Origin of the sequence: Halomonas sp. MCCC 1A13316 (genome assembly GCF_014931605.1) — a bacterium.
Lineage (GTDB): Bacteria > Pseudomonadota > Gammaproteobacteria > Pseudomonadales > Halomonadaceae > Halomonas.
The window spans coordinates 311,957-336,059 of sequence record NZ_CP053382.1 but is presented as its reverse complement, the minus strand read 5'-3'; the positions used below and the strand labels follow the sequence as shown (position 1 = coordinate 336,059).

Genomic DNA, 24,103 nt, shown 5'->3' with positions numbered 1-24,103 from the left:
GAGATACACCATGCCAGCTCGACCCTCACGACATGCCACGATCCTCGAGGTGGCTCGCGTAGCCGACGCTTCCAAGACCAGCGTGTCGCGTTATTTCAGCGGCGAGCGCGAGCGGCTCTCGCCGGCCCTGCAGCGTCGCATCAGCGAGGCTGCACGCCAGCTCGGCTACCGCCCCAACCAGATGGCCCGCGGCCTCAAGGGCGGCCGCTCGCGGCTGCTCGGCATGCTGGTGGCGGACATTCGCAACCCCTATTCGGTGGCGGTGATGCACGGTGTCGAAAAGGCCTGCCGCGAGCGCGGCTTTTCGCTGCTGGTGGCCAATACCGACAACGACCCCACCCAAGAGCGCACCCACCTGGCCCTGTTCGCCTCCTATCGGGTCGAGGGGCTGGTGGTCAATGCCGCCGGTAGCCCTGCGCACGAGTTGCAGGATCTGGTCGGGCAGGGCTTGCCGCTGGTGCTCCTCGACCGCTGGCTGGAGGAGCTCGAAGCGGACAGGGTCGGGCTCGACAACGAGCTTGCCGTCGACATGGCCATCGATCACCTGCGCGCGCAGGGCTACCGCCAACTGCTTTTTCTCAGCCAACCGGTGGGCCTGGCAAGCCCGCGCCAGCAGCGCTGGCAGCGCTTCGAGCAACGCCTGGCCGGCGAGCCGGCACTTGACGGCGAACGCCACGACCCGGCCCTCGACGGCACCGCGGTAAGTGCCATCATCGAGGCGTTTCTTGCCCGAGCCGGGCATCCCGCCGCCGTGCTATGCGCCAACGGCAACGTCACCCTTGCCGCTACCCGTGCCCTGCAGGCCCAGGGTATTCGCCTGGGCGAGGTCGGCCTGCTGGGTATCGACGAGCTCGACTGGTGCGGCCTCGTGCCGCCCGGCATCACCACCCTGGCGCAGCCCACCGAGGCCATCGGCCGCGCCGCCGTGCAGCAGTTGCTGGCGCGGCTCGACGACAGCGGAACCACATTGCCGCCCCGCCGCACCCTGTTCCCGCCGACGCTGATCGCCCGCGGCTCGACCCGCCTGCCAGGCACTGACAACGATCAGGAGACGCCATGAACGACGACACACTTGCACCGGAAATTCTCGCCTTCGGTGAAGCCATGGCCCTGTTCGTGGCCGAGACACCCGGCGCGATGGAGGACGTGGAGTGCTTCCGGCGCGGTATCGCCGGCGCCGATACCAACGTCGCCATCGGCCTGGCCCGGCTCGGCTTTCGCGTCGGCTGGCTCAGCCGCGTCGGCAGCGACGGGTTCGGCAACTTTATCCGCCGGACGCTCGAGGCCGAGGGGCTCGATTGCCGCTATCTGATGGCGGATGCCGCCCACACCACCGGCCTGGTGTTCAAGGAGCGCGCCGAGGGCGGCGCCGACCCCAGGGTGGCGTACTTCCGCCGCGGCAGTGCGGCCAGCCACATGTCCCCGCAGGATGCCGCCCAGGTGGACTTCGCCGCCGCCCGCCACCTGCACGCCACCGGCATTCCTCCGGCGCTTTCCACCAGTTGCCGCGAACTGACCCTGCACATGCTCGACCGGGTCCACGCACAGGGCGGAAGTATCTCCTTCGACCCCAACCTGCGCCCTACCCTGTGGCCCAGCGAGGCAGAGATGCGCGATACGCTCAACGCGCTGGCGGCCAAGGCCGACTGGGTGCTACCGGGCCTGGCCGAGGGACGCCTGCTGACCGGGCTCGACACGCCTCGCGACATCGCCGCCTTCTATCTCGAGCGCGGCGCCCGGGCCGTGTTTCTCAAGCTCGGGCCGGAGGGCGCCTATTACCGCGGCGTGCTGGGCGGCTGCGAGACCGAAGCCACCGTGCCGGGCTTTCCCGTCGAGCGAGTGGTGGACACCGTGGGTGCCGGCGACGGCTTCGCCGTGGGCGTGATCAGCGCTCTGCTCGATGGCCGCTCGCCCCAGGCCGCCGCACGCCGCGGCAACCTGATCGGCGCCGAGGCCGTACAAGTGCAGGGCGATATGGAGGGCCTGCCGAGCCGCACGCGCCTGGCCGAGCTCGAACACGACCTGCCAGACTTGCCTTAACCGCCAGACCAACCCGGAGCGAAACAATGACAAAACGCATCGTTGCCTATAGCCGCCTCAAGCCGACGCATCTCGACCAGCTCAGGCAGCGTTTCCACGTCGATTATTTCGAAGCGCTGAAGAACACCTACGACACCGGCTTTCGGCAAGCGCTGAGCCAGGCCCACGGCATCGTCGGCTCGAGCCTCGCCATCACGCCCGAGCTGCTCGACCAGGCACCGCACCTCGAGGCCATCGCCAGCATCTCGGTGGGTTACGACAACTACCCCGTCGAGGAACTGACCCGGCGCGGCATCCTGCTGTGCAATACCCCCGACGTGCTCACCGAGACCACTGCCGATACCGGCTTCCTGTTGATCATGGCCACGGCCAGGCGCGCCATCGAGCTGGCCGATTTCGTCAAGCGCGGCGACTGGCAGGAGAGCATCGGCGAGGCCCACTTCGGCAGCGACGTGCACGGCAAAACCCTGGGCATGATCGGCCTGGGCCGCATCGGCGCCGCCGTGGCTCGCCGCGGCGCGCTGGGCTTCGGCATGCAGGTGCTCTATTCCAACGCCTCGCCCAAGCCCGAGCTGGAGCGGGAGCTGGGCGCCGTTCGCTGCGAGCTGGAGGAGCTGCTGGCCCGGAGCGACTTCGTCTGTGTCACCGTGCCGCTGTCGGCCGAAACGACCCACCTGATCGGCAAGCGCGAGTTCGGCCTGATGAAGCGCTCGGCGATCTTCGTCAACATCGCCCGCGGCAAGGTGGTCGACGAGGCGGCGCTGATCGGCGCGCTGGAGAACGGCGAAATCCACGCCGCCGGGCTCGACGTGTTCGAGCAGGAGCCGCTCTCGCCGGAGTCGCCGCTGCCGCACATGCCCAACGTGGTCGCCCTGCCGCACATCGGTTCGGCCACCCACGAAACCCGCGACGCCATGGCCCAGCGAGCGGTGGATAACATCACGCTCGCACTCGATGGCAAGCGGCCGATCAGCCTGGTCAACGAAGCCGCCGGGCAGCAACGCAACTGACCGTCGACGCGTCCAATCTACCGCATCACAATCACGCCCAGGCACAGCGACGTGGTGCTACTATCGAGGAATCTATATGTCCGCTCCGCTCTGCCTGCTCTTCGATTCCGACGGGGCCCTGGTCGATAGTGAAATCCTGCTCGCCGAGGTCATGGCCGACGTCCTGCCCCGCTACGGCCTGCCCTTTACCGCGGCGCAGTACATGGAAGAGTTCCGCGGCGTCCGCTTTCTGACGATCATGCTCGAACTGGAGGACCGCCATCGAAGGCTGGACGAAGCGCAGCGCCAGGCCATGGAAACGTCGATGCGGGAATTGATGGAAGCGCGCATGCGCAAGCGGCTCATGCCCATCGCCGGCATGACCGAGGCCCTCTTGGCACTGCATGAACATCCTCGCGCGGTGGTGTCCAACGGCCCGGAGCGCAAGATTCGCTGCGCCATGGAGTGCGTCGGTTTTACGGATCACTTCGGCGACAATCTGTTCAGTGCCTATAGCCTGGGCGTATGGAAGCCGGACCCCGCTCTCTACCTCAGGGCAGCCGAGGCCATGGGGCACCCGCCGCAGCGCTGCGTGGTGATCGACGACGCCGCCGCAGGCCTTGCCGCGGGCATGCAGGTCATTCACCTCAACCGCTTCCCCGCCGAGGAGACCACGCCGGCCGGCGCGTTAGCGGTTCATCACGCCCGCGACCTGCCTGCAGCGGTACAGCGCCTATCACAGCGAGCCATTGGATCCTCGCTTACATTGCAACGCAGCATAAAGTGACCTATTAGGTTAAAATCCAGCAGGAATAGTCATCCCTTATCCTAGGCAAAGGAGTCACGATGCCGTCCCACTCTTCCCACTCTTCTTTCGTACCCTCAACGCCTGCCGCCATGCTGGACGTGTGGAACCTTGGCGTCATGGCATTTGAGCTCTGGTCGACCTCTCTATCCACCATCGCCATGCGCCAAGGCCTGTGGCAGACCCAATCTCCCACCAGCGTCCGGATGCTGAAGGAGAACCAGCGAATGGTGACCGAGAAGCTCGAGGCCAGTTTGGAAACCAGCTTCGAAGTCCAGAAAGCCATGCTCCAGATGGCATTCGGCCAGACGGCTCCCTGGTGGGTGACCAGCCGACGCACCATGACCCCCTATCATCGCCGTAGCAGCGCCAATTCAAGGCGGCTCTCCCGCCAACGCTGAGTTTGCGCCTTTCACGCCACGCTACCTAAAGTGATGAAGGCACCTAGACAAGGAGACGTCGACATGAAGCCAAACGCACTGGCAGGCAACCTGTTGGTTGTGGCCTTCTTCACCATTCCCGCCCTCGCCGGGCCGGAAACCACCGAAACCGGCGGTGACGACAATCCTCAGAAGGTCGAGGGCATGGCCCCCGAGGAATCGGAGCAGCAGCTCGAAGCCAGGTCGGACCCCGAGGGCCGGGCTCGCCTCGAGGTTGCCGAGAAAGACCCCTTCGGCCGCTACCTGACTAACCAGGACGGCAAGAGCCTGTATGTCTTCATGCAGGACGAGCAGGGCGGCGGATACAGCACCTGTGACGAGAGCTGCGCCATCGCCTGGCCGCCTTATACGACTGCGGGGTCTCCGAATGCCAGCAAGGAGATCGATGCCGAGCGACTGGACACCTTCGAGCGCGAGGACGGCTCAGCACAGGTCACCTATGACGGCTGGCCACTTTATTACTTTGCTCGTGACGTCTATCCCGGCGATGCTCTGGGCCAAGGCCTCGACCATTTGGGCGGCCACTGGTACTTGATCTCACCAGAGGGCGAGGTCATCGAAACGGATGTGCAGAAGCAGGCCGAGCCGGTGAAACCCTAAGATAAATCAATCGCCCTCGGCGAGGCCGAGGGCGATCGACCAGCGGCCAAGAAATAGCGAACGATCATTCACGGTTCGCATTCACGGCTCGCGCCTCTCGCTATAAAGCACTTGTATAAAGACCCGCCCCCGGCATGGCCGGGGGCGGTTCCGAGGCGGTTGACGAATCATCAACCTACAGGATGAGGTCGCCATCGTCCTTGGTAGCGACTGCCCCTCCTTGGGCATCAAACCTTACCATTCCTGGTCGTCACCCTGATCCTCTTCCCACTCTTCCTCTTCGTTCTCGACTTCCCACTCGTCATCGTTGGTGTCGGCATCGGTACCCAGGCCGCTGTCACCGGTCTCGGCGCCAGCTTCGATGCCGGTATCTGCACCCGCACCGGCACCCGTGTCATCAGTACCCATTTCGCCACCAGCGTCTACACCGGCTCCAGCACCGGCTCCGCTTGTACCTGAGTTGGTCCCTGAGCCCATATCCGCTTCAGTACCTGCGTCGGTACCCAGGCCGCTGTCACCGGTCTCGGCGCCAGCCTCAATGCCGGTATCCGCGTCCGTTTCTGCGCCGGTACCCGTATCATCGGTACCCATGAACTCATCATTCGGTGCCGTTTCCTGAGGCACGGCTCCCTGCTCGTCCTCTTCTTCATGGAAATCGGCAAAGGCCAGCGGGCTAGCAGTCAGGCCAAACGTGATACCGACGATGCCGAGTTTCTTGAGAAATTCCTTGGACATCATGTTCGCACCTCCAGGTGGAGTTGAACGTGTGTTTTTTCATGAAGCCGAAGCTTCGATGTTCATGCCGGTACGATAGCAATCTATGTTGACGCTGTGTCTCGACCGACATGTCGTCCTCACCCTGAAGGCTGCAGAAGCCAGGCCAACAGGCCAAAAATTAAATGAAAAATTATATAATTCAGTATTTTAAAAACAAAGAAAACTTATCAGAGTGCTGCCACGAAAGGGCTGGGGGGTGGTGATATCTGACACATGGGTCTGTTCTAGGCAGCTCAGCCAGCATTTTTCGCAGATCCCTTTTCGGCCATGTTGGAGAACGCAACGAGAAATGGCTCAGAGACTTGAACACGGTGCGGTTAAGGGCAATACTTAAGAAACAGCGTTCGCAAACGTGCGGCAGCCCTAAACTTCACGGCCCGCATGCCGATACTAGAAGTATGGTGTTCCGACAGTCACAGGACTGCGAAGGAAAATTGGTATGATTCGCCCCCTATGCCTACTTTTCGATTGTGATGGCACGCTGGTCGACAGCGAGCCCCTGCTGGCCGCTGAAATGGCCGCCAGCCTGACCCGGCTGGGGTTACCCTTCCAGGCCAGTGACTATGTCGGTGAATTCCGCGGTAGCCGCTTTCGCAATATCGTGGCGGTTCTCGAGGATCGCTACGGTAGCGTCGACCCCCTGCACCTTGCCGAAACCGAAACCGAGATGCGCAGCAACCTGAATCGTCGGCTCGAGACCGAACTGTCGGCGATCACGGGAGCCCGCGAAGCCCTCCTGGCGCTGGCAAACTACCCGTGTGGCGTGGTTTCCAATGGGCCAGAGAACAAGATCGTCACTTCTTTGAAGGCCATCGGCTTCTCCGACTTCTTCGGCACGCATCTCTATAGCGGTTATACCGCCAAGTGCTGGAAGCCCGATCCTCGCCTCTACCTGCACGCCGCCAACCTGATGGGTTTCGATGCCGAAGACTGCATTGCCATCGACGATGCCTTGGTGGGAGTCAAGGCCGCGCTCGATGCAGGCATGACGGTCATCCACCTGAACCGCTATCCCGATGCCGAGGAAACGCCGGAAGGTGCGATCATGATCAGCAGCATGTACCAGCTGCCCACGGTCATCGAGAATCTGGCGCATGCAAGGGCCATGGATAACCGCCAGGTCGCCCACGCCCGCTGAGCCTTCCCGCCCTCTTTTCTCTTTCACTCCTTGATCGCCCCATCGCTGCGGCTGTGCAGTGGCCAAGGCGCGTATGCACAAGCTCCGCCTGGCGTTATCATTACGACAGCACATTGACGAGCAACGCCAGGAGCTTCTATGGCCTCACTGCAGGACCAGCTGCGCGGCCTGGTCTATTCCACCGAACATGGCGACATCTGCCCCAACTGCCGCCAACCACAGGACAATTGCCGCTGCGCCGAGCTGGCCGAGCAGGAGCGCCTCGCCACGCTCGACGGTATCGTGCGCATTCGACGCGAAACGAGTGGTCGCAAGGGCAAGGGCGTGACCACCCTCAGCGGCGTGCCCTTGCCCAGTACGGAGCTCAAGGCACTGGCCAAGGCACTCAAGAAGCGTTGCGGTACCGGTGGCTCGGTACAGGACGGAATCATCGAGATCCAGGGTGACCACCGCGAACTGCTCAAGGCCGAACTCGAACGCCTGGGCTATACCGTCAAGCTGGCAGGCGGCTGAACGAGGAAAGGGCATGTCTTTATCACGTAGTGCAACGCAAACCACCGCAGTCAGGTGGCTTATCGCTGTCGGATTCCTGTTGGTATTGGCCGGCTGTGCCGGCACGCCCGACTTTGCCGAACTCGAGGCTCACGTCGAGCCACCAGCCGGGCTGGAGCCTGCCGGGGATGCCGAACTGCGAGTGCAACTGCGGGATGCCGGAGGCACCTTGGCGGAAACCCGCGCCACTCCGAGCGGAAGCGGGCCCTGGACGGTCACGCTACGCTTCGACCGCCGCACGCTAGAAGCGGCCAGCTCGCCGCGGTTGTCGGCCGAGCTACGTCAGCAAGGCAGCCTGACCCATGTGACCGCCGAGCCGGTAGCCATATCGGCTCCTGGAGAAGAGCCGGTCAGCCTGCCGCTCGACCCTCGCGCGTAGCGGTGGCGACTGCCGTCGCGAGCACTTCGCCTATCGGCGCCTCGAGCTTGAGCGAGTAGAGCGCATCGGCGCGGGTGCGCCCCAGGTTGAGGCAGGCGATCGGCTTGCCGCTGGCATGGGCCTGGTGCGCGAAGCGATAGCCGGAATAGACCATCAGCGACGACCCCACTACCAGCAAGGCCTCGGCCTCATCGACCATGGCCCGCGCCCGCGCCACTCGTTCACGCGGCACGCTGTCACCGAAGAACACCACGTCGGGCTTCCAGATCCCTTGGCCGCAACGGCGGCAGCCTGGCACATCGAAGTCGGCGAAGTCCGTCTCGATATCGGCATCGCCATCGGGGCGCACCTCGGCTTCTACATTCAGCCAGAGGGGGTTGCGCTCGGCCAGCTCCGCATGCAGGTCATGACGCATGCGCAAGGCGCCGCACCCCATGCAGCGAACCTGCTCGGCGCGGCCATGCAGATCGATCACACACCGCGAACCGGCCTTCTGGTGCAACCCATCGACGTTCTGGGTAATGAGGCCGCGGACGCGCCCGGCTTCCTCCAGCCGGGCCAGGGCCCGGTGGGCGTCGCCCGGGCGTGCCCGATGCAGCGTGCGAAAGCCTACCAGTGCGCGGGCCCAGTACCGTTGCCGCGCGGCATGACTGGTCATGAACTGGCGGTGCTGCATGGGCGGGGCGCTTTTCCACGCCCCACTGGCGTCGCGATAGTCGGGAATGCCGCTGTCGGTGCTGACCCCGGCACCGGTGAGTACGGTCAGCCGCGTATGCCGAGCGATGAATTCCCGCAGGCGCTCGATGGCTTCTGTCACGGCAGGCTGTCGTGTATCGTTCATCGTCTATCCGTCATGATGCTGCGCATTGGCACATAGTGAACATGGCCCTGCGTGCCTCTGGTTGTCTAGAATGTAATGCTTATGTGACTTTCACCGGCAAGGACGAATCCTCGATGGCCTGGCTGGAATACTTGCTGCCTCTCATCTTCCTGTTCCCCCTCGGGGCCATGGCCGTCATCGTCGCCGCCTTGCGCAACCTGCATGATGCCCGTGTTCGCTCGCCTTTCAACGCTCGTCAGCTGCGCGAGCCCGGCCAGGCCCTGCGCGACCGGCTCGACCGTGCCTTCGCCACACTGTTCCTCAACGGCGCACTGGGGCCCATCGTGACCCTGGCGCCACTCGTGTACGGCATGGGCCGCATGCTCTTCGCCAGCCAGCAGAACTGGCTCGAATGGGCACTCTACGGCGCACTCAGCACCGTGCTGGTACTGGTCTACTGCTTCTTGCTGATTCGTGACTTTCAGCATATCCGGCGCATCAAGCTGGGGCTGGCTTGCGAGCTAGCCGTAGGCCAGGAGCTGGAGCGTCTGGTGCACCCCGAGGCGCATCCTTACCATGTATTCCACGACGTGCCGACCGACACCGACATCATCGACCATGTGGCCGTGACCCCTCACGGTGTGTTCGTGGTCGAGACACGCGCCCGGACACAGCCGTTCACCGCGGACGGACGCGAGATCAATCTGGTCACGGTCGAACCGGAGCGGCTGCGCTTCCCCGGCTGGAGCGAACGACGCCCACTGGTCAAGGCCCTGCATGCCTCACGATGGCTGGCCTCATGGCTCGAGCAGCACTGCGGCCAGCCGGTACCGGTGCAGGGAGTGCTCGCCTTGCCGGGGTGGGATATTGCCTGCGCCGGCACTCCAGATGGCCTGATGGTGGTCAGCGGCGAAGAGTTGTCCAGCCAGCTCAGTGAACGCCACCTCGGCCAGTTGGATGGCGCGCTGCACGACAAGGTGATCGCAGCCCTGATCGAGCGCTCCGCGGAGCTGGACGAAAACCCGACCCTGAACGAACCCTCGATCTAGGCGCTGCTCAGTCGAAGAGCTTCGCCAAGGACCTAGTCGAAAACGGCGATATGCAGTCGCGTGGCGCAGCGCCCCCGGTCCTGGGCGACCAGGCTGTCGCGTGCCGGGAAGTCGGCCAGGCGATCGGCGGCGATACCGATACGAACTTCGGTCAGGGTACGGTTGCCGCGCCCATGGCACTCCAGCCGCAGCGCACGTCCGGTGCCTTCGCCGAAAGCCGCCTCGAACGCCGCGATCAGATCGTTGCGATGCACCTCTCCGCCCTGATTGAGCGCCACGAAGGCGCCGAATGCACTCTCGTTCACGATCTCCACCAGCGTAACCGAGGCGGCAAAGTAGTCCTCTTCGGGTAGCCCCAGGCAGGCCGCATGCTTGGCGTACTGGTAGCGGTCGAGGCAACTGGCCCGCCCCGGCATGGCGTCGTCCAGCTGTTCCCTCAATGCCTCGTCGAAGCCGAAGGGGGGATGGGCACGACAGAAGCTGCCATCGGCCCGCGGACTTTCGAGAAAGCACCCTTCCCGCCACCAGCTGCGACGATCGATACCCTGCTCGGCGAAGCGCTGCGGTAGCGACGGCCACAGGCCGTGCAGCACGAAACCCTGTGCGGTTTGCGCCTGTAGTGACGGCTCGCGACACTCCCGCGGCGGCCGGTCGTGTGTGCTGCAGAAGCCGGGATGCCAGGTCAGGGCCAGGGTGTAGTGCTCGAAGCCCTCGGCAGGCAGCCGCTCCAGGGCCGTATCCGCCGGAGCCGCCGAGACCAGCAGCAAGAGTGCCAGCCCGGCCCAGAGCCCACGCTGCCAGCTCCTCATTGGCTCAGTCCCCCCTGAGGCGGCCGCCCATCTCCTGGGCCAGGTCCACCGCGTAATGGTCGGTCATGCCGCCGATGAAGTCGAGCATGCGCCGGTAGCTGTCGTATAGCGGCCAGGAGGGGCGCGGCGTGTTCTCTCCGATCAAAGCCAATACCCGCTGATGCTTGAAACTCGCCTGGCCGGTGTAGTGCAGCTCGTGGGCGGCGCCGATGAAAGCCTCGAGCAGGATGCCGAGGGTGGTGTAGGCGCCGATTTCCAGCTTGGCCTTGCGCTCGTTCTGGAAGATACGCTCGCGGGCGAGCTGCTTGGCCGCCGCCACGCCCCAGCCCAGGTCGGGATGGCAGAGTTCGAGCAGGTCGGAGGTCAAGGTGCCGTTGAGTAGTGCCGTCTCGTGTTCGACGAACACTGCCCCTACGTCGTTGACCGCCCGCTCCATGGCCGCGCCGCGCAGGGCGGCAATACGGCGCCGCTGCGAGACGCCATCGCGAGCCATGCGCGAATAATCGGAAGGCGCATCGCCGGCGATCTGCAACAGTACGTCGGCGACCTCCTCGAAGCGCAGGATGCCCATTTCCAGGCCGTCCTCGAGATCCAGCAGCGCATAGCAGATGTCGTCGGCCGCCTCCACCAACCAGGCCAGCGGATGTCGGCACCAGCGCCCCTCGCCGCGCGGCAGCAGCCCCAGGCAGCGCGTCACGTCCTCCAGCAGCGATCGCTCCGACTGGTAGCAGCCGAACTTGCCGGCCCCGCCACCGTGCTCCACGGTCCAGGGATATTTCAGCAGGGTACCCAAGGTCGCCGCGGTCAGGCGCATGCCGCCGCGGAACTGGTTGTACTCGATCTGGGTGACGATGCGAAAGCCCTGGGCGTTGCCCTCGTAGGTCAGCAGGTCGGCGCGCTCACGCTCGGTCAGCCCCTCGAGCAAACCACTGCCGTCGCGCTCGGCACGCTTGAACCAGTCGCGGATGGCGTACTCGCCGGCGTGGCCGAAGGGCGGGTTGCCGATGTCGTGGCCCAGGCAAGCGGCCTGCACGATAACGCCGAGGTCGGCGGGGGTGATCCAGTTCGGCAGCCGTTCACGCAGCAGCTCGCCGACGATCATGCCCAGGCTGCGCCCCACGCAGCCCACCTCCAGCGAATGGGTCAGGCGCGTATGGATGTGGTCGTTGTCGGTCAGCGGATGAACCTGCGTCTTGCGCCCCAGGCGCCGGAACGAACCGGAGAAGACGATGCGGTCATGATCCTTGTGGAACGGACTACGGCCGATCTCGTCACGACCGCTGGTGGGCTTGCCGTGCAGCCGCGAGGGGTCGAGCAACTGCGGCCAGTGCATCTGCGTCATGGGCTTCCTCCTGAAGGCTCCATTCTGGCACTGCCAGGGGTAGCATGACCATGGTCGTCGAAACCGTCTCGCTTGCCGCCAACCTCGGGAGTTGCCTAACTTGTCAGGGCACTCTTCTCTCCCAGTGAGGCCACGCAATTGGCAAGGAGGCAGAACATGGCAGACAAACCCGATGCAACCCGGCCCGAGCAGCCTGGCGACGAGGCGCCCCCCGGCACTCCCGGCACCGGCCAGAACGTATGCCCCAAGTGCAAGGGCGACGGACGAATCGAGAACCGCACCTGCCCCGAGTGCGGAGGTTCCGGCTACGTCGTCGAAGGCATCGGCGGCGGCTGAGCCCGCCGCTCTCTCGAGATGGCAAATGCATGAAGGCCGAACCCGAAGGTTCGGCCCTCTTTTTCAGCTTGGGCAGCACGTGTGACTTTCAGTAGTCGTAGTCGCTGCCACGAATGTAGTTGGTGCTGGTGGGACGCGACGTCGAAGCCGGTATTCTCGGCCCCGGCGAGCGTGCCGGAGAAGGCAGTGCGGCAGGCCGCAAGGAGAGACCGCTGCCCGCCGCAGCACCGCGGGCGCGCTCAACGCCCCGGGGAAAGCCGCTGCGCCCGCTGTAGTCGGGCGTGCGTCCGCCCTGGTAACTATGCCGCTCGGTCTGCGCCCGCGCACAGTAGAGGGTGGCCAAGGCCGAAGCGCCTACTAACCCCATCGCCAGTTTCACACTGCCTTGCTTGGGATGATCACGGTCGGTGAGCAGGAAGCTCAACGCTGCCAGGTCGAGAACGTCGCCGGCCGCCTTTGCCCAGAGTGCCGGCTTGGGATCCTCGGTCAGCGCGCCGATACCGGTCACCAATCCACGCGTCCCGCAGGTACGCACCAGCCCCTCGGACCCTTCGACACCCAGCGAACGGGTCACACTGCGTGGTGAAAGTAGTTGGAAAATCCCTATACCAATGCCCAACCAGCCGATTCCACGTGCCAGCCTGTCGGTGCCCTGCAGGGAACGACTTCTATCGAGATTCATAGTCACCTCCATGTCCTCTCTTGCCCGTGTTCCGCTCGTTTCGTTCACGGCTTGAGCACCACCTTCACGCAGCCGTCCTGCTTGTTGCGGAAGGTGTTGTACATGTCCGGGCCCTGTTCCAGTCCGGCGCTGTGCGTTATCACGAAGGAAGGGTCGATCTGGCCCTCATCGATCAGGCGCAGCAGGTCGTCGGTCCATCGCTTGACGTGGGTCTGCCCGGTACGCACCGTCAGCCCCTTGTTCATCAGCGCCCCCATCGGCACCTTGTCGATCAGGCCGCCGTAGACGCCCGGGATCGACAGGATGCCGGCCGGACGACAGACGTAGATCATTTCGCGCAGCACGTGAGCCCGGTCGCTCTCCAGCATCATGGCCTGCTTGACCCGGTCGTAGACGGAGTCGACCGAACGCGGCACGTGCGACTCCAGTCCCACCGCATCGATGCACTTTTCCGGTCCCTTGCCGTGGGTCAGCTCCTGGAGACGAACGAGCACGCTCTCCTCGTCGAAGTTGATGGTGACCGCCCCGCCGGCCTCGGCCATGGCCAAGCGCTCGGGCACGTTGTCGATCACCACCACCTGTTCGGCGCCGAGCAGCACGGCGCTACGCACGCAGAACTGGCCGACCGGCCCCGCCCCCCAGATCGCCACGGTGTCGGTGGGCTCGATCTCGCATGCCACGGCGGCCTGCCAGCCGGTGGGAAAGATGTCGCCGAGGAACAGCACCTGCTCGTCGGTCAGGCTGTCGGGCACCTTGATGTGCGTCTGGTCGGCAAAGGGTACGCGGACGTACTCCGCCTGGCCGCCGGCATAGCCGCCGGTGAGATGGGAATAGCCGAACAGCCCCGCCCCGCCGTGGCCGAAGACCTTGTCGGCGAGCGCCTTGTTGCGGTTGGAGCGCTCGCATACGGAGTAGTTGCCGCGCCGGCACTGGTCGCATTCGCCGCAGGTGATGGTGAAGGGCACCACGACACGGTCGCCGACCTTGAGGTCACGGGTGTCGTTACCGACCTCCATGACTTCACCCATGAACTCATGCCCCACCACGTCGCCGGACTCCATGCCGGGAATGAAATGATGGTAGAGATGCAGGTCGGAACCGCAGATGGCGCAACTGCTCACGTTGACGATGGCGTCGCGTGAATGCTCGATCTGCGGGTCGGGAACCGTCTCGTAACGGATGTCGTTCTTGCCGTGCCAACACAGCGCTTTCATGGACTCTCTCCCTGTTGTCCGAACGAAGGCTCTCCCACCACCATAGTTCAGCCGCCTGAGCCAGCAGGTAAGGGAATTGAGCGGCTGGGTAACGGACCTTATCCAAGGGCGCTTCGGCTAGCCCAGCGGCGTTACGTTCAGCCCCTCGACCAGTCCTTCCAGCGCATGCCGCCCGGCGATGGAGTTACCGTAGCTGTCGAGCCGCGGCGACCAGACACAGATACACATGCGCCGCGGCAGGATGGCGATGATGCCGCCTCCCACCCCGCTCTTGCCCGGCAGGCCGACCCGCCAGGCGAAGTCGCCCGCCGCGTCGTAGAGTCCGCAGGTCAACAGCAGCGCATTCATCTGGCGGGTCTGTACCGGGGAGAGCACCGCCTGGCCGTCGAACGGGCTGACACCGTGATTGGCCAGGAAGGCGAAGCTCCTGGCCAGCTCGACGCAGCTCATCGCCAGCGAACAGCTGTGAAAGTAGGCGTCGAGCACCACCTCGACGTCGTTGCGAATGTTGCCGTAGGCCTGCATCAAATAGGCAAGCGCCGCGTTGTGCGCCTTGTGATCCATCTCCGAACGCGCCACGGTCTCGTCGAAGTCGACGCTCGGCGTGGCCGAGAGCCGGCGGACGTGTTCACGGATCGTCTGCTGCGGCATGAACAGCTGCGAGACCAGCATCTCGGTGACCATCAGCGCACCGGCATTGATGAAAGGGTTGCGCGGCACGCCGTTCTCCACCTCGAGCTGGACGATCGAATTGAAGGCCTGGCCGGACGGCTCGCGACCCACGCGACGCCAGATCTCCTCGGGCGACAGCTCGCGCATGGCCAGCGCCAGCGCATGGGCCTTGGAGATCGACTGGATCGAGAAGCGTGTCGTCGCGTCGCCGGCACACTGCACGCTGCCATCGGCATGGCACACGGCGATGCCGAACCGGTCGGGCTCGACCTCGGCGAGGGCCGGAATATAGCTGGCGACCTTGCCTTCGCCGAAGCAGCGCGGCGCATCCGCCGCCAGGCGATCGAGGAGCTGCTGCAAGGCGTCGCGCGACAGCAGTTCGGGCGTATCGATATCGAGCACGGGACCTCACGGCACTGAAGAGTGTATCGATCAGTCTAGGCAATGCGCTCGTGCGGCGCGCAAAGCGGGTGCTCGTCACCGTCCCGCGCCAGCGCCACGCGCGGCGGCAACGCCAGCGGGGCCGCCTGGGTCACGGCTGACCCGCCGCCGGGGCCGGTCACGGCATGGAAATCGACCGATTCGAGGTTGGCGGTGACCTCCTGCGGGCCGCGATCACCCACCGGTTCGCCCATTGCGTGCGGATCCATCAACAGGTCCGGTGGGGCTTCGCGTTCATCGTTCACCGGACAATCGAAGCCAGGCAGTCCAGAAAGGCCGAGGAGCCAGGAACTTTCTACATGTGGCCTAGGCCCGCTGGCGAACCATCCAGCCATAGACCAGCCCGGCCACGATCAGTGTGACAGCGAAGGTGTAGATGCCGATGGTGATGCCGCTATTCCACAGGATGCTCCAGTCGCCTCCGGAGATCGACATGGCGCGGCGCAGGTTGTACTCCATCTGTCCGCCCAGCAACAGGCCCAGCACCACCGGCACGGCGGGCATCTCCAGCTTGCGCAGCACGTAGCCGAGCACGCCGAAGGCCAGCATCATGTAGAGATCGAAGGCGCTGTTGCCGAGCGAATAGACGCCGACGAAGGCCACCATCACCACCATCGGCATCAGGAACCAGCCGGGCGCCTGCAGCACCTTGGCGAACAACCCTACCAGCGGGATGTTGAGGATCAGCAGCATCACGTTGCCGATGAACAGCGCCGCCACCAGCCCCCAGACCATTTCCGGCTGCTGCGCGAACAGCAGCGGCCCGGGGGTGATGTTCATCGACAACAACAGCGCCAGCAGGATTGCCGTGGTGCCGCTGCCGGGTATGCCCAGCGACAGCATGGGGATCAGCGCGCCGCCGGCCGCCGCGTTGTTGCCCGCTTCGGGTGCCGCTACGCCGCGCGGGTCGCCCTGGCCGAACGTGCCGCGGCGTCCCAACCAGCGGCGCTCCAGGGTATAGGAGAGGAAGCTGCCGAGCGCGGCGCCGGCACCCGGCAGCACGCCGGCAACGAAACCGATGAACGAGCTGCGCCCGATGGTCGGCGCGCACTTCCAGGCACTGCGAATGCCGGGAATCGCCGAACCCACCTTGAGGGTCGGCTTGTTGCTGCCGTGGGTATCTTCGAGAAATACCAGGCACTCGGAGATCGCGAACAGCCCGACCAGGGCGACGATGAAATCGATGCCATCGAAGAGTTCGTACCAGCCGAAGGTATAGCGCGGCACGCTGCTCACCGAGTCGATGCCCACGGTGCCCAGCAGCAGGCCCAGACAGGCCGCGAGAAAGCTTTTGATCAGGCTGCCGCTGGTCACGCCGCCGATGGTGGCGAAGGCCAGCACGAACAGGGCGAAGTACTCGGCCGGCCCGAAGCGGATCGCGACCCCCACCAACAGCGGGGCGAACAGGGTGAGCCCGATGGTCGCCACGGTGGCACCGACGAACGAGGCCACGCCGGAGAGTCCCAGGGCTTCGCCGCCACGCCCCTGGAGCGCCATGGGGTAGCCGTCGAGGGTGGTCATTACCGCCGGCTCGTCACCGGGAATGTTGAGCAGGATCGAGCTGATCCGCCCGCCGTACATGCAGCCGTAGTAGATGCTGACGAGCAGGATCAACGCCGCCGTCGGCGTCAGGCCGAAATTGAAGGTCAACGGGATCATCAGTGCCACCCCGTTGACCGGGCCGAGCCCCGGCAGCGCCCCGATCAGCGTGCCCACGGCACAGCCGACCAGCGCCAGAAACAGGTGCTGCGGCTCGAGCGCCACGGCAAAGCCCTGGGCGAGAAAAGCCAATATATCCATCGTGACGCCTTACCAGTCGAGGCCCGGCATGTTGGGTAATGGCATGCCCAGAGCGAATTCGAACAGCAGATAGAGCGAGACCGTCAGCAGCGCGCCGCAGGCCAGCGAAGCCCTCCAGTTTGCGCCGAACAGACGAATCAGCAGCACCACGCAGACCAGACTGGCGGGCAGGAAGCCCAGCGGCTTGAGAACGCCCGCATAGATGCCGAGCAGCAGCAGCGCCGCCCCCTGCCTGAGCAGGGCGGCGCGCTGCGGCCAGCGCTGATTGACGCCGGGGCGTATCACCAGATAGGCCGCGAACAGGCCCATCGGCACGCTGACGAGACGCGGAAAGGCCCCGGGCCCCACGACCTGGCCGAAGCCGGCCGGGAAGCTGTGCGAATACCACCAAGCACCCGCCGCCATCAACAGCAGCACGACGCCGGCGATTCGGTCGGCGACGGCACCCGACACTTGATCCGTGTTCAGTGCGGGTTCACTCACTCGATGACACCGATCTCGCGCGAAACGGACTCGACCTCATCGATGGTCTTGTCGACGTAGTCGGTGAATTCTTCACCGCCACGCCACAGCGGCACCAGGCCGTTCTGCTGGGCGGTCTCCTTCCACTCGTCGCTCTGGTAGAGCGTCTCGAGGGTCTCGACCATGTTTGCATAGTCCTCGTCGGAGACTTCGCCCCCGGTATAGAAGCCACGCCAGTTGTAGCCGGTCACGTCGTAGCCCTGGGATACCGCGGTGGGCAGGTCGCCGAAGGGCTCGGGCAGCGGCTCGTCGGACAGTACCGCCAGCACGCGCACGTCGCCGGACTCGATGAAACCAGCGATCTCGCCGAGGTCGGTGGAAACCACGTCGACGTGTCCCCCCATCATCTGGGTCACGGCCGGGCCACCGCCGTCGAACTGCACCCAGCGCACGCTGGCTATCTGATCGGCCGGCATGCCCGCCTCCTTGGCCAGCAGCAGTGCGCGGATGTGATCCCAGCCACCGGCGCCACTCGAGCCGGCCATGGCAACGGCAGCGGGATCCTCGACCATGGTGTCGAGCAGCTGCTCGAGGGTCTCGTAAGAGCTCTCGTCGTCGACCAGGATCACCCCTACATCGGTGCCCAGCATGGCCAGCCAGCGCATGGTATCGGCATCGCCGGGGTATTGGCCTTGGGCGATCTGCGTCATGCCCACGGTGCTGGTCGCCACGATCAGGTCGCTGTCGTCGGCGCGGCTGCTGGCCACGTTGGAGAACGCCACGGCCCCGACGCCGCCCGGCATGTTGGTGACCTGTACGGCGCCGTCGGTCAATTCCAGCTCGCGCAGCAGCTTGGCCACCGAGCGGCAGGTGAAGTCCCAGCCGCCGCCGGGGTCGGCCGGAGCGATGCATTCGCTGATGGGCAGTGCCTGGCTCGGTGAGCTGATGGCAAGCCCCAGCCCCAGCAGGGCCGAAGCGGCGAGACCGTGGCGAGCGTGTTTCATGGTGCGCATTAGCGTGTCCCTCGTTTGTTGTTGTGGCTTTGTTGTAGTGCTGTTGTGCCGTGTGGCGGTGGGTATTGCCACGCCGAAGCCTCGGCTCGGCGCCTCTTGCAGATTAGCTTATATGACCCCGCGTGCCCGCATATCCTCGAACTCGCTCTCTTCAACGCCCAGCTCGTGCAGAATTTCGCGGGTATGCTCGCCGAGCTCCGGCACGCCACGATGTACTGCCGCGGGGGCCTCGCTCATCTTTACCGGGAAGCCGGTCGTGGGAATCCGGCCGAACTTCCCCTGGTCCAGCTCTATCTTCATCTGCTGTGCCTGTACCTGGGGATCGTCGAAGGTCTCGCGCAAATCCTGAACGCGCCCACACGGCACCCCGGCGCGGTTGAGATGCGCGATCCATTCGTCGACGCTGCGCTGCTCGGTGACCCGCGTCAGTATCTCGCGCAGGGCTTCGCGGTGAACCATGCGGCGAGGATTGTCGGCGAAGCGCTCGTCCTCGAGCAGATGCAGCATGTCGAGCGCCTTCAAGAAGCGTTCGACCATGATGTCGTTGCTAGGGGCGATGGCCACCTCGCCGTCGCTGGCGCGGAACAGGCCGTAGGGATAGAGCATGGGGTGGTCGTTGCCGGTGCGCGCCGGCACTTGGCCGGTGGCGAAGAATTCCGCCGCCAGGTAGCCCATCATGCCGATCAGCCCATTAGTCAGCGCGGTCTCGACGATATCGCCCTGGCCGCTGCGCTCGCGCCGCACCAGCGCCGCGCATATGCCGAAGGCCAGGTTCTGGCTGGCCACCATGTCGCTTATGGGTGGCGCGGCTCGCATGGGTTCGCCGTCGGCGGGGCCGTTGACGCCCATGAAGCCACTCATGGCCTGGGCGATGAAGTCGTAAGCGGGCCGGTCGCGATAGGGCCCGGTGGAGCCGAAGCCATTGATACGGCCAACGACCAGGCGCGGATAGCGCTCGCGCAGGGTCTCGTCATCCAGGCCCATCTTGGCCATGACACCGGGTCGGAAATTCTCGACCAGCACGTCGGCCTCTTCCAGCAGCCGGGCCAGGAGCGCCTTGCCCTCTTCGCTGCGCAGATCCAGCGTCAACGAGCGCTTGTTGCGGTTGAACTGGGCGAAATACCAGCTGAATCCGTTCACGATGTTGCCTTGGGAACGCACGATATCACCGCGATCCGGCGGTTCGATCTTGATGACCTCGGCGCCGTGATCGCCCAATACCTGAGTGCAGAACGGCCCCGAGATGACCCGCGTGAGGTCGATGACGCGGATGCCCTCCAGGCTTCCCCCCGCCAGGGCTGGTGAATTGGTCATATTTATCCTTTTGCCGTCGGCACTGCCGCACAGTCGCTGAGCGCCAGCCGTGGCCCCGCCTTGGAGACCTGGGCCGGCAGGGGGCGCCCCATCCGGCGGGTGGCGAGCTGCGCGGCCTCGATCATCCGCTCCAGATCGATGCCGGTCTCGACGCCCATTTCACTAAGCAGGTAGACCAGGTCCTCGCTGGCGATGTTGCCCGTCGCCTTGGGCGCGAAGGGGCAGCCACCCAGCCCGCCGATCGAGCTCTCGTAGCGGTCGACGCCGAGCGCGAGGCCCTGCATGACGTTGGCCAGGCCGATGCCGCGGGTGTTGTGGAAGTGCAGGGTCGGCGAAACGCCGGGTACCGTCTCGCGCAGATGGACGATCCGCTCCGCGACAAGCGGCGGCGTGGCCATGCCGGTGGTATCGCCCAGCGATACGAAGCGGGCGCCGAGATCGGCGAAGTGACGGGCGATGCGGCCTACCGCGGCCACGTCGATGTCGCCCTCGAAGGGACAGCCGAAGCAGGTGGCGATGGCTCCGCGCAGCTCGATGCCGCTGCCCTCGAGGCGCCGGGCCACCTGCTCGAAGCTCGCCAGCGACTCAGCGACGCTGGCATTGACGTTCTTGGCGTTGTGGGTTTCCGAGGCCGAAACGAACAGCACCACCGAGTCGACGCCGGCCTCCAGGGCCCGCTCGGCCCCGCGCAGGTTGGGCACCAGCGCCGAAAAGTGCACCCGTTCGAGATCCCTGAGCTCGGCCACCAGCTCCGCGGCATCGGCCAGTGCCGGTACCGCCCGCGGGCTGACGAAGGAGGTCAGCTCGAATTCGCGAACCCCGGCCGCAACCAGTGCACGCACCAGCTCGGCCTTGTGTGCGGTGGAGAGCAGCACCTTCTCGTTCTGCAGCCCGTCGCGCGGGCCCACTTCGGTGACGTGGACCTGCCGGGGCGCCCGGATCGCTTCAAGCATGATGATTAGCCGCGCAATGATTTCCCCGACTGTACGTAGCCGGCTCGCATCGCAGCCATGCGCCTTTGGTTTAATGCCTACCTTTTACAGGAGCTTTTCAGGAGCCCGAGCAGTGCCGACGCTCAATCGCCATCTGCCAGTGCCGGCAACAGCACCTTGAGCTTGCGCGTGAGGGTGTTGCGCCCCCAGCCCAGCAGCTCGGCGGCCTCGCCCTTGCGTCCACCGGTGTGCTTCAGCGCCGTTTCGATCAGGATGCGTTCGAAATCCGGTACGGCCTCTTCCAGCAGGTGGGTATGGCCCGCGGCCAGGGCGCGGTCGGCCCAGTCGCGAAAGGCGGCGCGCCAGTCGCCGTTGGCTGCCTCGCCGCCCTCGCCCTGGCGCAGCTCCGGTGGCAGGTCCTCGACCAGGATCTCGCGCCCCGAGGCCATCACCGTCAGCCAGCGACAGGTGTTCTCGAGCTGACGCACGTTGCCCGGCCAGGACAGCCGGGTCAGGTGCGCCTCGGCATCCTTGGTCAATACCTTGCCATCGGTGGAGAGCTCCTTGGCCGCCTCGGCGAGGAAATGACGAGCCAGCCGCGGGATGTCCTCGCGGCGTTCCGCCAGCTTGGGCAGATGCACGCGGATCACGTTGAGGCGATGAAACAGATCTTCGCGGAAGCGGCCATCCCCCACCAGCCGCTCCAGATCCTGATGGGTGGCGGCAATGATTCGCACGTCCACTTTCACCGGCGTATGGCCGCCGACCCGATAGAACTCGCCGTCGGCCAGCACGCGCAGCAGTCGCGTCTGGGTCTCGGCGGGCATGTCGCCGATCTCGTCGAGGAACAGCGTACCGCCATTGGCTTGCTCGAAACGTCCCTGGCGCTGGGCGGTGGCGCCGGTAAAGGCACCCTTCTCGTGGCCGAACAGCTCGGACTCGATCAGGTCGCGGGGGATCGCCGCCATGTTCAGGGCAATGAACGGATGGCTGGAGCGCGGGCTGTGCTGATGCAGGGCGCGAGCCACCCGCTCCTTGCCGGTGCCCGACTCGCCGTTGATCAGCACCGTGATGTGCGAGTGCGACAGCCGGCCGATGGCACGGAAGACCTCCTGCATCGCCGGCGCCTCGCCGATGATCTCGGCGTCCAGCCCCTCGGGCACGCTGACCGGGCGCTTGCGCTCACGGGCATGGGCCACGGCGCGCCGTACCAGGGCCAGTGCCTCGTCGACGTCGAACGGCTTGGGCAGGTATTCGAAGGCACCGCCCTGATAGGAGGCCACGGCGCTGTCGAGGTCGGAGTGGGCGGTCATTACGATGACCGGTAGGTCGGGGTGAACCTCGCGCACCCGCGACATCAAGTCGAGGCCATCGATGCCCGGCATGCGGATGTCGGTGACCAGCACGTCGGGCGGGTCGTCCAGCAAGCGGCTGAGCGCCACGTCGGCCCGGTCGATGCACTCGACCTCGAGGTCGGGCTGAGCCAGGGCGCGCTCCAGCACCCAGCGAATGGCGCGGTCGTCGTCGACCACCGCGACACGTGCGACATCAGTCATGGCGCCTCTCCAATGGAATAAGCAGACGAAACTCGGTATGGCCGGGGCGGGAATCGCACTCGATCAGCCCTTGGTGCTGATGCAGGATGCCCTGGGCGATGGACAGTCCCAGCCCACTGCCGTCGGCGCGACCCGAGACCATGGGATAGAAAAGGGTTTCCTGAAGGCCCTCGGGAACGCCGGGGCCGTTGTCGATCAGGGCCACCTCGCAGACCAGGCGATGGCGCTCCGCACCCAGGGTGAACTGACGGCGCGCCCGGGTACGAAACAGCAGGCTGGGGGCTTCGGTGCCGGCCGCGGTCATCGCCTCCATGGCGTTGCGAGCCACGTTGAGCACCGCCTGGATCATCTGCGCCTCGTCGCCGGGAAAATCCGGCAGGCTGGGATCATAATCGCGCTCGATGGCCACCGACGGTGTCTCGGCCATCAGCAGCGTACGCACCCGCTCCAGCACCTTGTGGATATTGAGCGGCTCATGGTGCACCAGCTTGTTCGGTCCCAGCATGCTATCGACCAGGTCGCGCAGACGGTCGACCTCTTCGACAATGATGCGGGTGAACTCCTGCAGGCCGGGGTCGTCGAGGTCGCGCTCGAGCAACTGCGCCGCACCGCGGATCCCGCCCAGGGGATTCTTGACCTCATGGGCCAGGCCGCGCGACAACACCTTGATCGCCTCCTGGCGATTGAGCAGCGCCTCCTCGCGGGAGATGCGCAACAGGCGGTCGCGCGGCTCCATCTCCACCAACAGCTCCACCGTCGACAACGGCGTCACCGTGTAGTCGATCGTGACCACGGCACCGCCGACCAGCGCCAACCTGACCTCGCGCTGGGTGAAGGGGTGCTGGTCGTCGCGCGCCTTGGCCAACACTTCGCCCATGCCGTCGTCCTCGGCCAGCAGGCTTGCCAGGCGGAGCCCTTTCACCCGGCCCAGGCTGACCGCCAACAGGGCTTCGGCCGCCGGATTCATCCAGCTCAGCCGCAGCTCGTGGTCGAGCAGCAGCACCGCCGTGGTGAGGTGTTCCATCAGGCGTCGATACATTTACGACCTTCCTCGTTGAAACTCAGGAGTGCATGGAGCAATACGTGCATCGTCATGGCGCATCGGCGGGATCACCGCAGCCACCGTCCCGAAGCCAGGCAGCGCTCTGGTTGAAACATTTCAAGCAAGAAGCGCGCCAACCCGCGGCGGCGCAGCAGGGCGCCGTTTCAGGGCGAATGCAATGAACCCCTATGCACCACTATGGTGCAACAAGGATAGAAGCGCCAAATCAGGAGGCACATATTTCCCCCAACATGGGGCATCGGGGGGAACAAGGAAGGGCGAGCCTAGGAGAACAACGTACTCAGATCGAGGTGGCGCCTCGGCTCAACCGCCATCCTGCGGCAGCGTCACGTTGGCGCGCTGCACGTAAAGAGAGACCGGCGGGCTGCGATGGCGTACCTGCCCCCGGGCATCGAGCAACTCCGCCTGCAGCACGTATTCGCCACGGCCGAGATCGTTGAGCATGAAGGCGCGAGTATGCATGGGAGTCTGGCTCACCCGGCCGTCGACCAGTAGTCGCACGCTGTGATCGGGACGCAGCTCCGGCTCGATGGCCAGCTCCACTTGCAGGTTGCCGGCATAGCTTGCGGGGAGGTCCGCCCCGTGCTCCGGCGAACGGATGCGGAAGGTCCCGTAGGGCATGAACGGCTGGCCCGGGGCCTCGCCCATGCGTGGGGCAACACCCTCGACGCGCGGCGGCTCTGCCTGGCGCCCTTCGACCGGCGAAGGAATCACGGTCAGCGGCGCTAGCTCGACCGGCTCGCCGCCATGATTGGGGTCGTCGGTGAAGATCACGTTGCCTTGTGCATCGGTGGAGCGATAGATCGACGTGGCCAGCGCCCCCTGCGCCAGTACCAGGCCCAGCAGACACAGCACGATCGCCTTGCCCATGTGGACTC

At 65.3% G+C, this 24,103-nt stretch carries 27 protein-coding genes; 11 read left to right on the top strand and 16 right to left on the bottom strand.

Annotation, left to right across the window (positions count from 1 at the left end):
- The first annotated feature begins 10 nt into the window (after window positions 1-10).
- The 6 genes from HNO52_RS01620 to HNO52_RS01595 all read left to right on the top strand — a co-directional run bounded on the left by HNO52_RS01620 (window position 11) and on the right by HNO52_RS01595 (window position 4,874).
- The gene (locus HNO52_RS01620; RefSeq protein WP_197567351.1) at window positions 11-1,060 is read left to right on the top strand and encodes a LacI family DNA-binding transcriptional regulator; all 1,050 of its coding nucleotides are present in this window, start codon (window positions 11-13) and stop codon (window positions 1,058-1,060) included.
- The gene (locus HNO52_RS01615) at window positions 1,057-2,040 is read left to right on the top strand and encodes a sugar kinase (RefSeq protein ID WP_197567350.1); all 984 of its coding nucleotides are present in this window, start codon (window positions 1,057-1,059) and stop codon (window positions 2,038-2,040) included. The genes HNO52_RS01620 and HNO52_RS01615 overlap by 4 nt, the downstream gene beginning before the upstream one ends.
- A gap of 26 nt (window positions 2,041-2,066) precedes the next feature.
- The gene (locus HNO52_RS01610; protein ID WP_197567349.1) at window positions 2,067-3,050 is read left to right on the top strand and encodes a 2-hydroxyacid dehydrogenase; all 984 of its coding nucleotides are present in this window, start codon (window positions 2,067-2,069) and stop codon (window positions 3,048-3,050) included.
- A gap of 76 nt (window positions 3,051-3,126) precedes the next feature.
- Complete coding sequence (locus HNO52_RS01605) at window positions 3,127-3,816, top strand: HAD family hydrolase (RefSeq protein ID WP_197567348.1); 690 nt, start codon at window positions 3,127-3,129, stop codon at window positions 3,814-3,816.
- 59 nt (window positions 3,817-3,875) lie between these two features.
- Window positions 3,876-4,235, top strand: a complete 360-nt coding sequence (locus HNO52_RS01600) for a hypothetical protein (RefSeq protein WP_232090472.1) — start codon at window positions 3,876-3,878, stop codon at window positions 4,233-4,235.
- Between the two features lie 63 nt (window positions 4,236-4,298).
- Window positions 4,299-4,874: a COG4315 family predicted lipoprotein gene (locus tag HNO52_RS01595; RefSeq protein WP_197567347.1), complete on the top strand. Its 576-nt coding sequence runs from the start codon at window positions 4,299-4,301 to the stop codon at window positions 4,872-4,874.
- Window positions 4,875-5,108: 234 nt separating this feature from the next.
- Here HNO52_RS01595 and HNO52_RS01590 read toward each other — a convergent pair whose 3' ends face one another.
- Complete coding sequence (locus HNO52_RS01590) at window positions 5,109-5,612, bottom strand: hypothetical protein (protein ID WP_197569335.1); 504 nt, start codon at window positions 5,610-5,612, stop codon at window positions 5,109-5,111.
- Between the two features lie 478 nt (window positions 5,613-6,090).
- On the opposite strand from HNO52_RS01590, the gene HNO52_RS01585 reads away from it, so the two are divergent.
- The 3 genes from HNO52_RS01585 (at window position 6,091) to HNO52_RS01575 (ending at window position 7,720) form a co-directional block, all read left to right on the top strand.
- Window positions 6,091-6,789 (top strand): HAD family hydrolase, encoded by a 699-nt coding sequence (locus HNO52_RS01585; protein WP_197567346.1) that lies wholly within the window; start codon window positions 6,091-6,093, stop codon window positions 6,787-6,789.
- Window positions 6,790-6,927: 138 nt separating this feature from the next.
- A complete protein-coding gene (locus HNO52_RS01580) occupies window positions 6,928-7,302 on the top strand; it encodes a translation initiation factor Sui1 (RefSeq protein WP_197567345.1) in 375 nt (124 codons plus the stop codon).
- Between the two features lie 13 nt (window positions 7,303-7,315).
- On the top strand, window positions 7,316-7,720 hold the full coding sequence (locus HNO52_RS01575; RefSeq protein WP_197567344.1) for a YbaY family lipoprotein: 405 nt from the start codon (window positions 7,316-7,318) through the stop codon (window positions 7,718-7,720).
- Here the strand turns inward: HNO52_RS01575 and HNO52_RS01570 are convergent.
- Entirely contained in the window at window positions 7,692-8,561 is an 870-nt protein-coding gene (locus tag HNO52_RS01570) for an NAD-dependent protein deacetylase (RefSeq protein ID WP_197567343.1), read from the bottom strand. The genes HNO52_RS01575 and HNO52_RS01570 overlap by 29 nt on opposite strands.
- 113 nt (window positions 8,562-8,674) lie before the next feature.
- Between HNO52_RS01570 and HNO52_RS01565 the strand changes: the two genes are divergently transcribed.
- Window positions 8,675-9,589 (top strand): nuclease-related domain-containing protein, encoded by a 915-nt coding sequence (locus tag HNO52_RS01565; RefSeq protein ID WP_197567342.1) that lies wholly within the window; start codon window positions 8,675-8,677, stop codon window positions 9,587-9,589.
- A 32-nt stretch (window positions 9,590-9,621) separates the two neighbouring features.
- On the opposite strand, the gene HNO52_RS01560 is transcribed toward HNO52_RS01565, so the two are convergent.
- Together HNO52_RS01560 and HNO52_RS01555 are read right to left on the bottom strand one after the other, a co-directional pair.
- Complete coding sequence (locus HNO52_RS01560) at window positions 9,622-10,398, bottom strand: ribonuclease T2 family protein (protein WP_197567341.1); 777 nt, start codon at window positions 10,396-10,398, stop codon at window positions 9,622-9,624.
- A 4-nt stretch (window positions 10,399-10,402) separates the two neighbouring features.
- The gene (locus HNO52_RS01555) at window positions 10,403-11,740 is read right to left on the bottom strand and encodes a deoxyguanosinetriphosphate triphosphohydrolase (protein ID WP_197567340.1); all 1,338 of its coding nucleotides are present in this window, start codon (window positions 11,738-11,740) and stop codon (window positions 10,403-10,405) included.
- A gap of 156 nt (window positions 11,741-11,896) precedes the next feature.
- On the opposite strand from HNO52_RS01555, the gene HNO52_RS01550 reads away from it, so the two are divergent.
- Window positions 11,897-12,076 carry a hypothetical protein gene (locus HNO52_RS01550; RefSeq protein ID WP_197567339.1) on the top strand — a complete coding sequence of 60 codons (180 nt, stop codon included), beginning with the start codon at window positions 11,897-11,899 and terminating at the stop codon, window positions 12,074-12,076.
- An 88-nt stretch (window positions 12,077-12,164) separates the two neighbouring features.
- Here HNO52_RS01550 and HNO52_RS01545 read toward each other — a convergent pair whose 3' ends face one another.
- The 12 genes from HNO52_RS01545 to HNO52_RS01490 form a co-directional block, all read right to left on the bottom strand.
- The gene (locus HNO52_RS01545) at window positions 12,165-12,758 is read right to left on the bottom strand and encodes a hypothetical protein (protein WP_197567338.1); all 594 of its coding nucleotides are present in this window, start codon (window positions 12,756-12,758) and stop codon (window positions 12,165-12,167) included.
- Window positions 12,759-12,802: 44 nt separating this feature from the next.
- Window positions 12,803-13,972: a zinc-dependent alcohol dehydrogenase gene (locus HNO52_RS01540; RefSeq protein WP_197567337.1), complete on the bottom strand. Its 1,170-nt coding sequence runs from the start codon at window positions 13,970-13,972 to the stop codon at window positions 12,803-12,805.
- Between the two features lie 117 nt (window positions 13,973-14,089).
- Window positions 14,090-15,046 (bottom strand): glutaminase B, encoded by a 957-nt coding sequence (glsB, locus tag HNO52_RS01535; RefSeq protein WP_442907094.1) that lies wholly within the window; start codon window positions 15,044-15,046, stop codon window positions 14,090-14,092.
- A gap of 35 nt (window positions 15,047-15,081) precedes the next feature.
- Window positions 15,082-15,330, bottom strand: coding sequence for a hypothetical protein (locus HNO52_RS01530; RefSeq protein ID WP_197567336.1), 249 nt, complete (start codon window positions 15,328-15,330; stop codon window positions 15,082-15,084).
- Window positions 15,331-15,391: 61 nt separating this feature from the next.
- On the bottom strand, window positions 15,392-16,885 hold the full coding sequence (locus tag HNO52_RS01525) for a tripartite tricarboxylate transporter permease (protein WP_197567335.1): 1,494 nt from the start codon (window positions 16,883-16,885) through the stop codon (window positions 15,392-15,394).
- 9 nt (window positions 16,886-16,894) lie between these two features.
- On the bottom strand, window positions 16,895-17,368 hold the full coding sequence (locus tag HNO52_RS01520; protein ID WP_197567334.1) for a tripartite tricarboxylate transporter TctB family protein: 474 nt from the start codon (window positions 17,366-17,368) through the stop codon (window positions 16,895-16,897).
- Window positions 17,365-18,360: a Bug family tripartite tricarboxylate transporter substrate binding protein gene (locus HNO52_RS01515; RefSeq protein ID WP_197567333.1), complete on the bottom strand. Its 996-nt coding sequence runs from the start codon at window positions 18,358-18,360 to the stop codon at window positions 17,365-17,367. The genes HNO52_RS01520 and HNO52_RS01515 overlap by 4 nt, the downstream gene beginning before the upstream one ends.
- Window positions 18,361-18,468: 108 nt before the next feature.
- Entirely contained in the window at window positions 18,469-19,674 is a 1,206-nt protein-coding gene (locus HNO52_RS01510) for a CaiB/BaiF CoA transferase family protein (protein WP_197567332.1), read from the bottom strand.
- A gap of 2 nt (window positions 19,675-19,676) precedes the next feature.
- The gene (locus HNO52_RS01505) at window positions 19,677-20,627 is read right to left on the bottom strand and encodes a hydroxymethylglutaryl-CoA lyase (RefSeq protein ID WP_197567331.1); all 951 of its coding nucleotides are present in this window, start codon (window positions 20,625-20,627) and stop codon (window positions 19,677-19,679) included.
- Window positions 20,628-20,749: 122 nt separating this feature from the next.
- A complete protein-coding gene (ntrC, locus tag HNO52_RS01500) occupies window positions 20,750-22,162 on the bottom strand; it encodes a nitrogen regulation protein NR(I) (protein ID WP_197567330.1) in 1,413 nt (470 codons plus the stop codon).
- Window positions 22,155-23,201 carry a nitrogen regulation protein NR(II) gene (gene glnL, locus HNO52_RS01495; protein WP_197567329.1) on the bottom strand — a complete coding sequence of 349 codons (1,047 nt, stop codon included), beginning with the start codon at window positions 23,199-23,201 and terminating at the stop codon, window positions 22,155-22,157. Before glnL ends, ntrC begins: the two co-directional genes overlap by 8 nt.
- 327 nt (window positions 23,202-23,528) lie before the next feature.
- Window positions 23,529-24,095 (bottom strand): DUF4124 domain-containing protein, encoded by a 567-nt coding sequence (locus HNO52_RS01490; protein WP_197567328.1) that lies wholly within the window; start codon window positions 24,093-24,095, stop codon window positions 23,529-23,531.
- Window positions 24,096-24,103 lie beyond the last annotated feature (8 nt).

What these genes read in the sequence shown, in the direction of transcription:
- HNO52_RS01620 (WP_197567351.1), top strand. Translation starts at nt 11, where the DNA reads ATGCCAGCTCGACCCTCACGACATGCCACGATCCTCGAGGTGGCTCGC.
- HNO52_RS01615 (WP_197567350.1), top strand. Translation starts at nt 1,057, where the DNA reads ATGAACGACGACACACTTGCACCGGAAATTCTCGCCTTCGGTGAAGCC.
- HNO52_RS01610 (WP_197567349.1), top strand. Translation starts at nt 2,067, where the DNA reads ATGACAAAACGCATCGTTGCCTATAGCCGCCTCAAGCCGACGCATCTC.
- HNO52_RS01605 (WP_197567348.1), top strand. Translation starts at nt 3,127, where the DNA reads ATGTCCGCTCCGCTCTGCCTGCTCTTCGATTCCGACGGGGCCCTGGTC.
- HNO52_RS01600 (WP_232090472.1), top strand. Translation starts at nt 3,876, where the DNA reads ATGCCGTCCCACTCTTCCCACTCTTCTTTCGTACCCTCAACGCCTGCC.
- HNO52_RS01595 (WP_197567347.1), top strand. Translation starts at nt 4,299, where the DNA reads ATGAAGCCAAACGCACTGGCAGGCAACCTGTTGGTTGTGGCCTTCTTC.
- HNO52_RS01590 (WP_197569335.1), bottom strand. Translation starts at nt 5,612, where the DNA reads ATGATGTCCAAGGAATTTCTCAAGAAACTCGGCATCGTCGGTATCACG.
- HNO52_RS01585 (WP_197567346.1), top strand. Translation starts at nt 6,091, where the DNA reads ATGATTCGCCCCCTATGCCTACTTTTCGATTGTGATGGCACGCTGGTC.
- HNO52_RS01580 (WP_197567345.1), top strand. Translation starts at nt 6,928, where the DNA reads ATGGCCTCACTGCAGGACCAGCTGCGCGGCCTGGTCTATTCCACCGAA.
- HNO52_RS01575 (WP_197567344.1), top strand. Translation starts at nt 7,316, where the DNA reads ATGTCTTTATCACGTAGTGCAACGCAAACCACCGCAGTCAGGTGGCTT.
- HNO52_RS01570 (WP_197567343.1), bottom strand. Translation starts at nt 8,561, where the DNA reads ATGAACGATACACGACAGCCTGCCGTGACAGAAGCCATCGAGCGCCTG.
- HNO52_RS01565 (WP_197567342.1), top strand. Translation starts at nt 8,675, where the DNA reads ATGGCCTGGCTGGAATACTTGCTGCCTCTCATCTTCCTGTTCCCCCTC.
- HNO52_RS01560 (WP_197567341.1), bottom strand. Translation starts at nt 10,398, where the DNA reads ATGAGGAGCTGGCAGCGTGGGCTCTGGGCCGGGCTGGCACTCTTGCTG.
- HNO52_RS01555 (WP_197567340.1), bottom strand. Translation starts at nt 11,740, where the DNA reads ATGACGCAGATGCACTGGCCGCAGTTGCTCGACCCCTCGCGGCTGCAC.
- HNO52_RS01550 (WP_197567339.1), top strand. Translation starts at nt 11,897, where the DNA reads ATGGCAGACAAACCCGATGCAACCCGGCCCGAGCAGCCTGGCGACGAG.
- HNO52_RS01545 (WP_197567338.1), bottom strand. Translation starts at nt 12,758, where the DNA reads ATGAATCTCGATAGAAGTCGTTCCCTGCAGGGCACCGACAGGCTGGCA.
- HNO52_RS01540 (WP_197567337.1), bottom strand. Translation starts at nt 13,972, where the DNA reads ATGAAAGCGCTGTGTTGGCACGGCAAGAACGACATCCGTTACGAGACG.
- HNO52_RS01525 (WP_197567335.1), bottom strand. Translation starts at nt 16,885, where the DNA reads ATGGATATATTGGCTTTTCTCGCCCAGGGCTTTGCCGTGGCGCTCGAG.
- HNO52_RS01515 (WP_197567333.1), bottom strand. Translation starts at nt 18,360, where the DNA reads ATGCGCACCATGAAACACGCTCGCCACGGTCTCGCCGCTTCGGCCCTG.
- HNO52_RS01510 (WP_197567332.1), bottom strand. Translation starts at nt 19,674, where the DNA reads ATGACCAATTCACCAGCCCTGGCGGGGGGAAGCCTGGAGGGCATCCGC.
- HNO52_RS01505 (WP_197567331.1), bottom strand. Translation starts at nt 20,627, where the DNA reads ATGCTTGAAGCGATCCGGGCGCCCCGGCAGGTCCACGTCACCGAAGTG.
- ntrC (WP_197567330.1), bottom strand. Translation starts at nt 22,162, where the DNA reads ATGACTGATGTCGCACGTGTCGCGGTGGTCGACGACGACCGCGCCATT.
- glnL (WP_197567329.1), bottom strand. Translation starts at nt 23,201, where the DNA reads ATGTATCGACGCCTGATGGAACACCTCACCACGGCGGTGCTGCTGCTC.
- HNO52_RS01490 (WP_197567328.1), bottom strand. Translation starts at nt 24,095, where the DNA reads ATGGGCAAGGCGATCGTGCTGTGTCTGCTGGGCCTGGTACTGGCGCAG.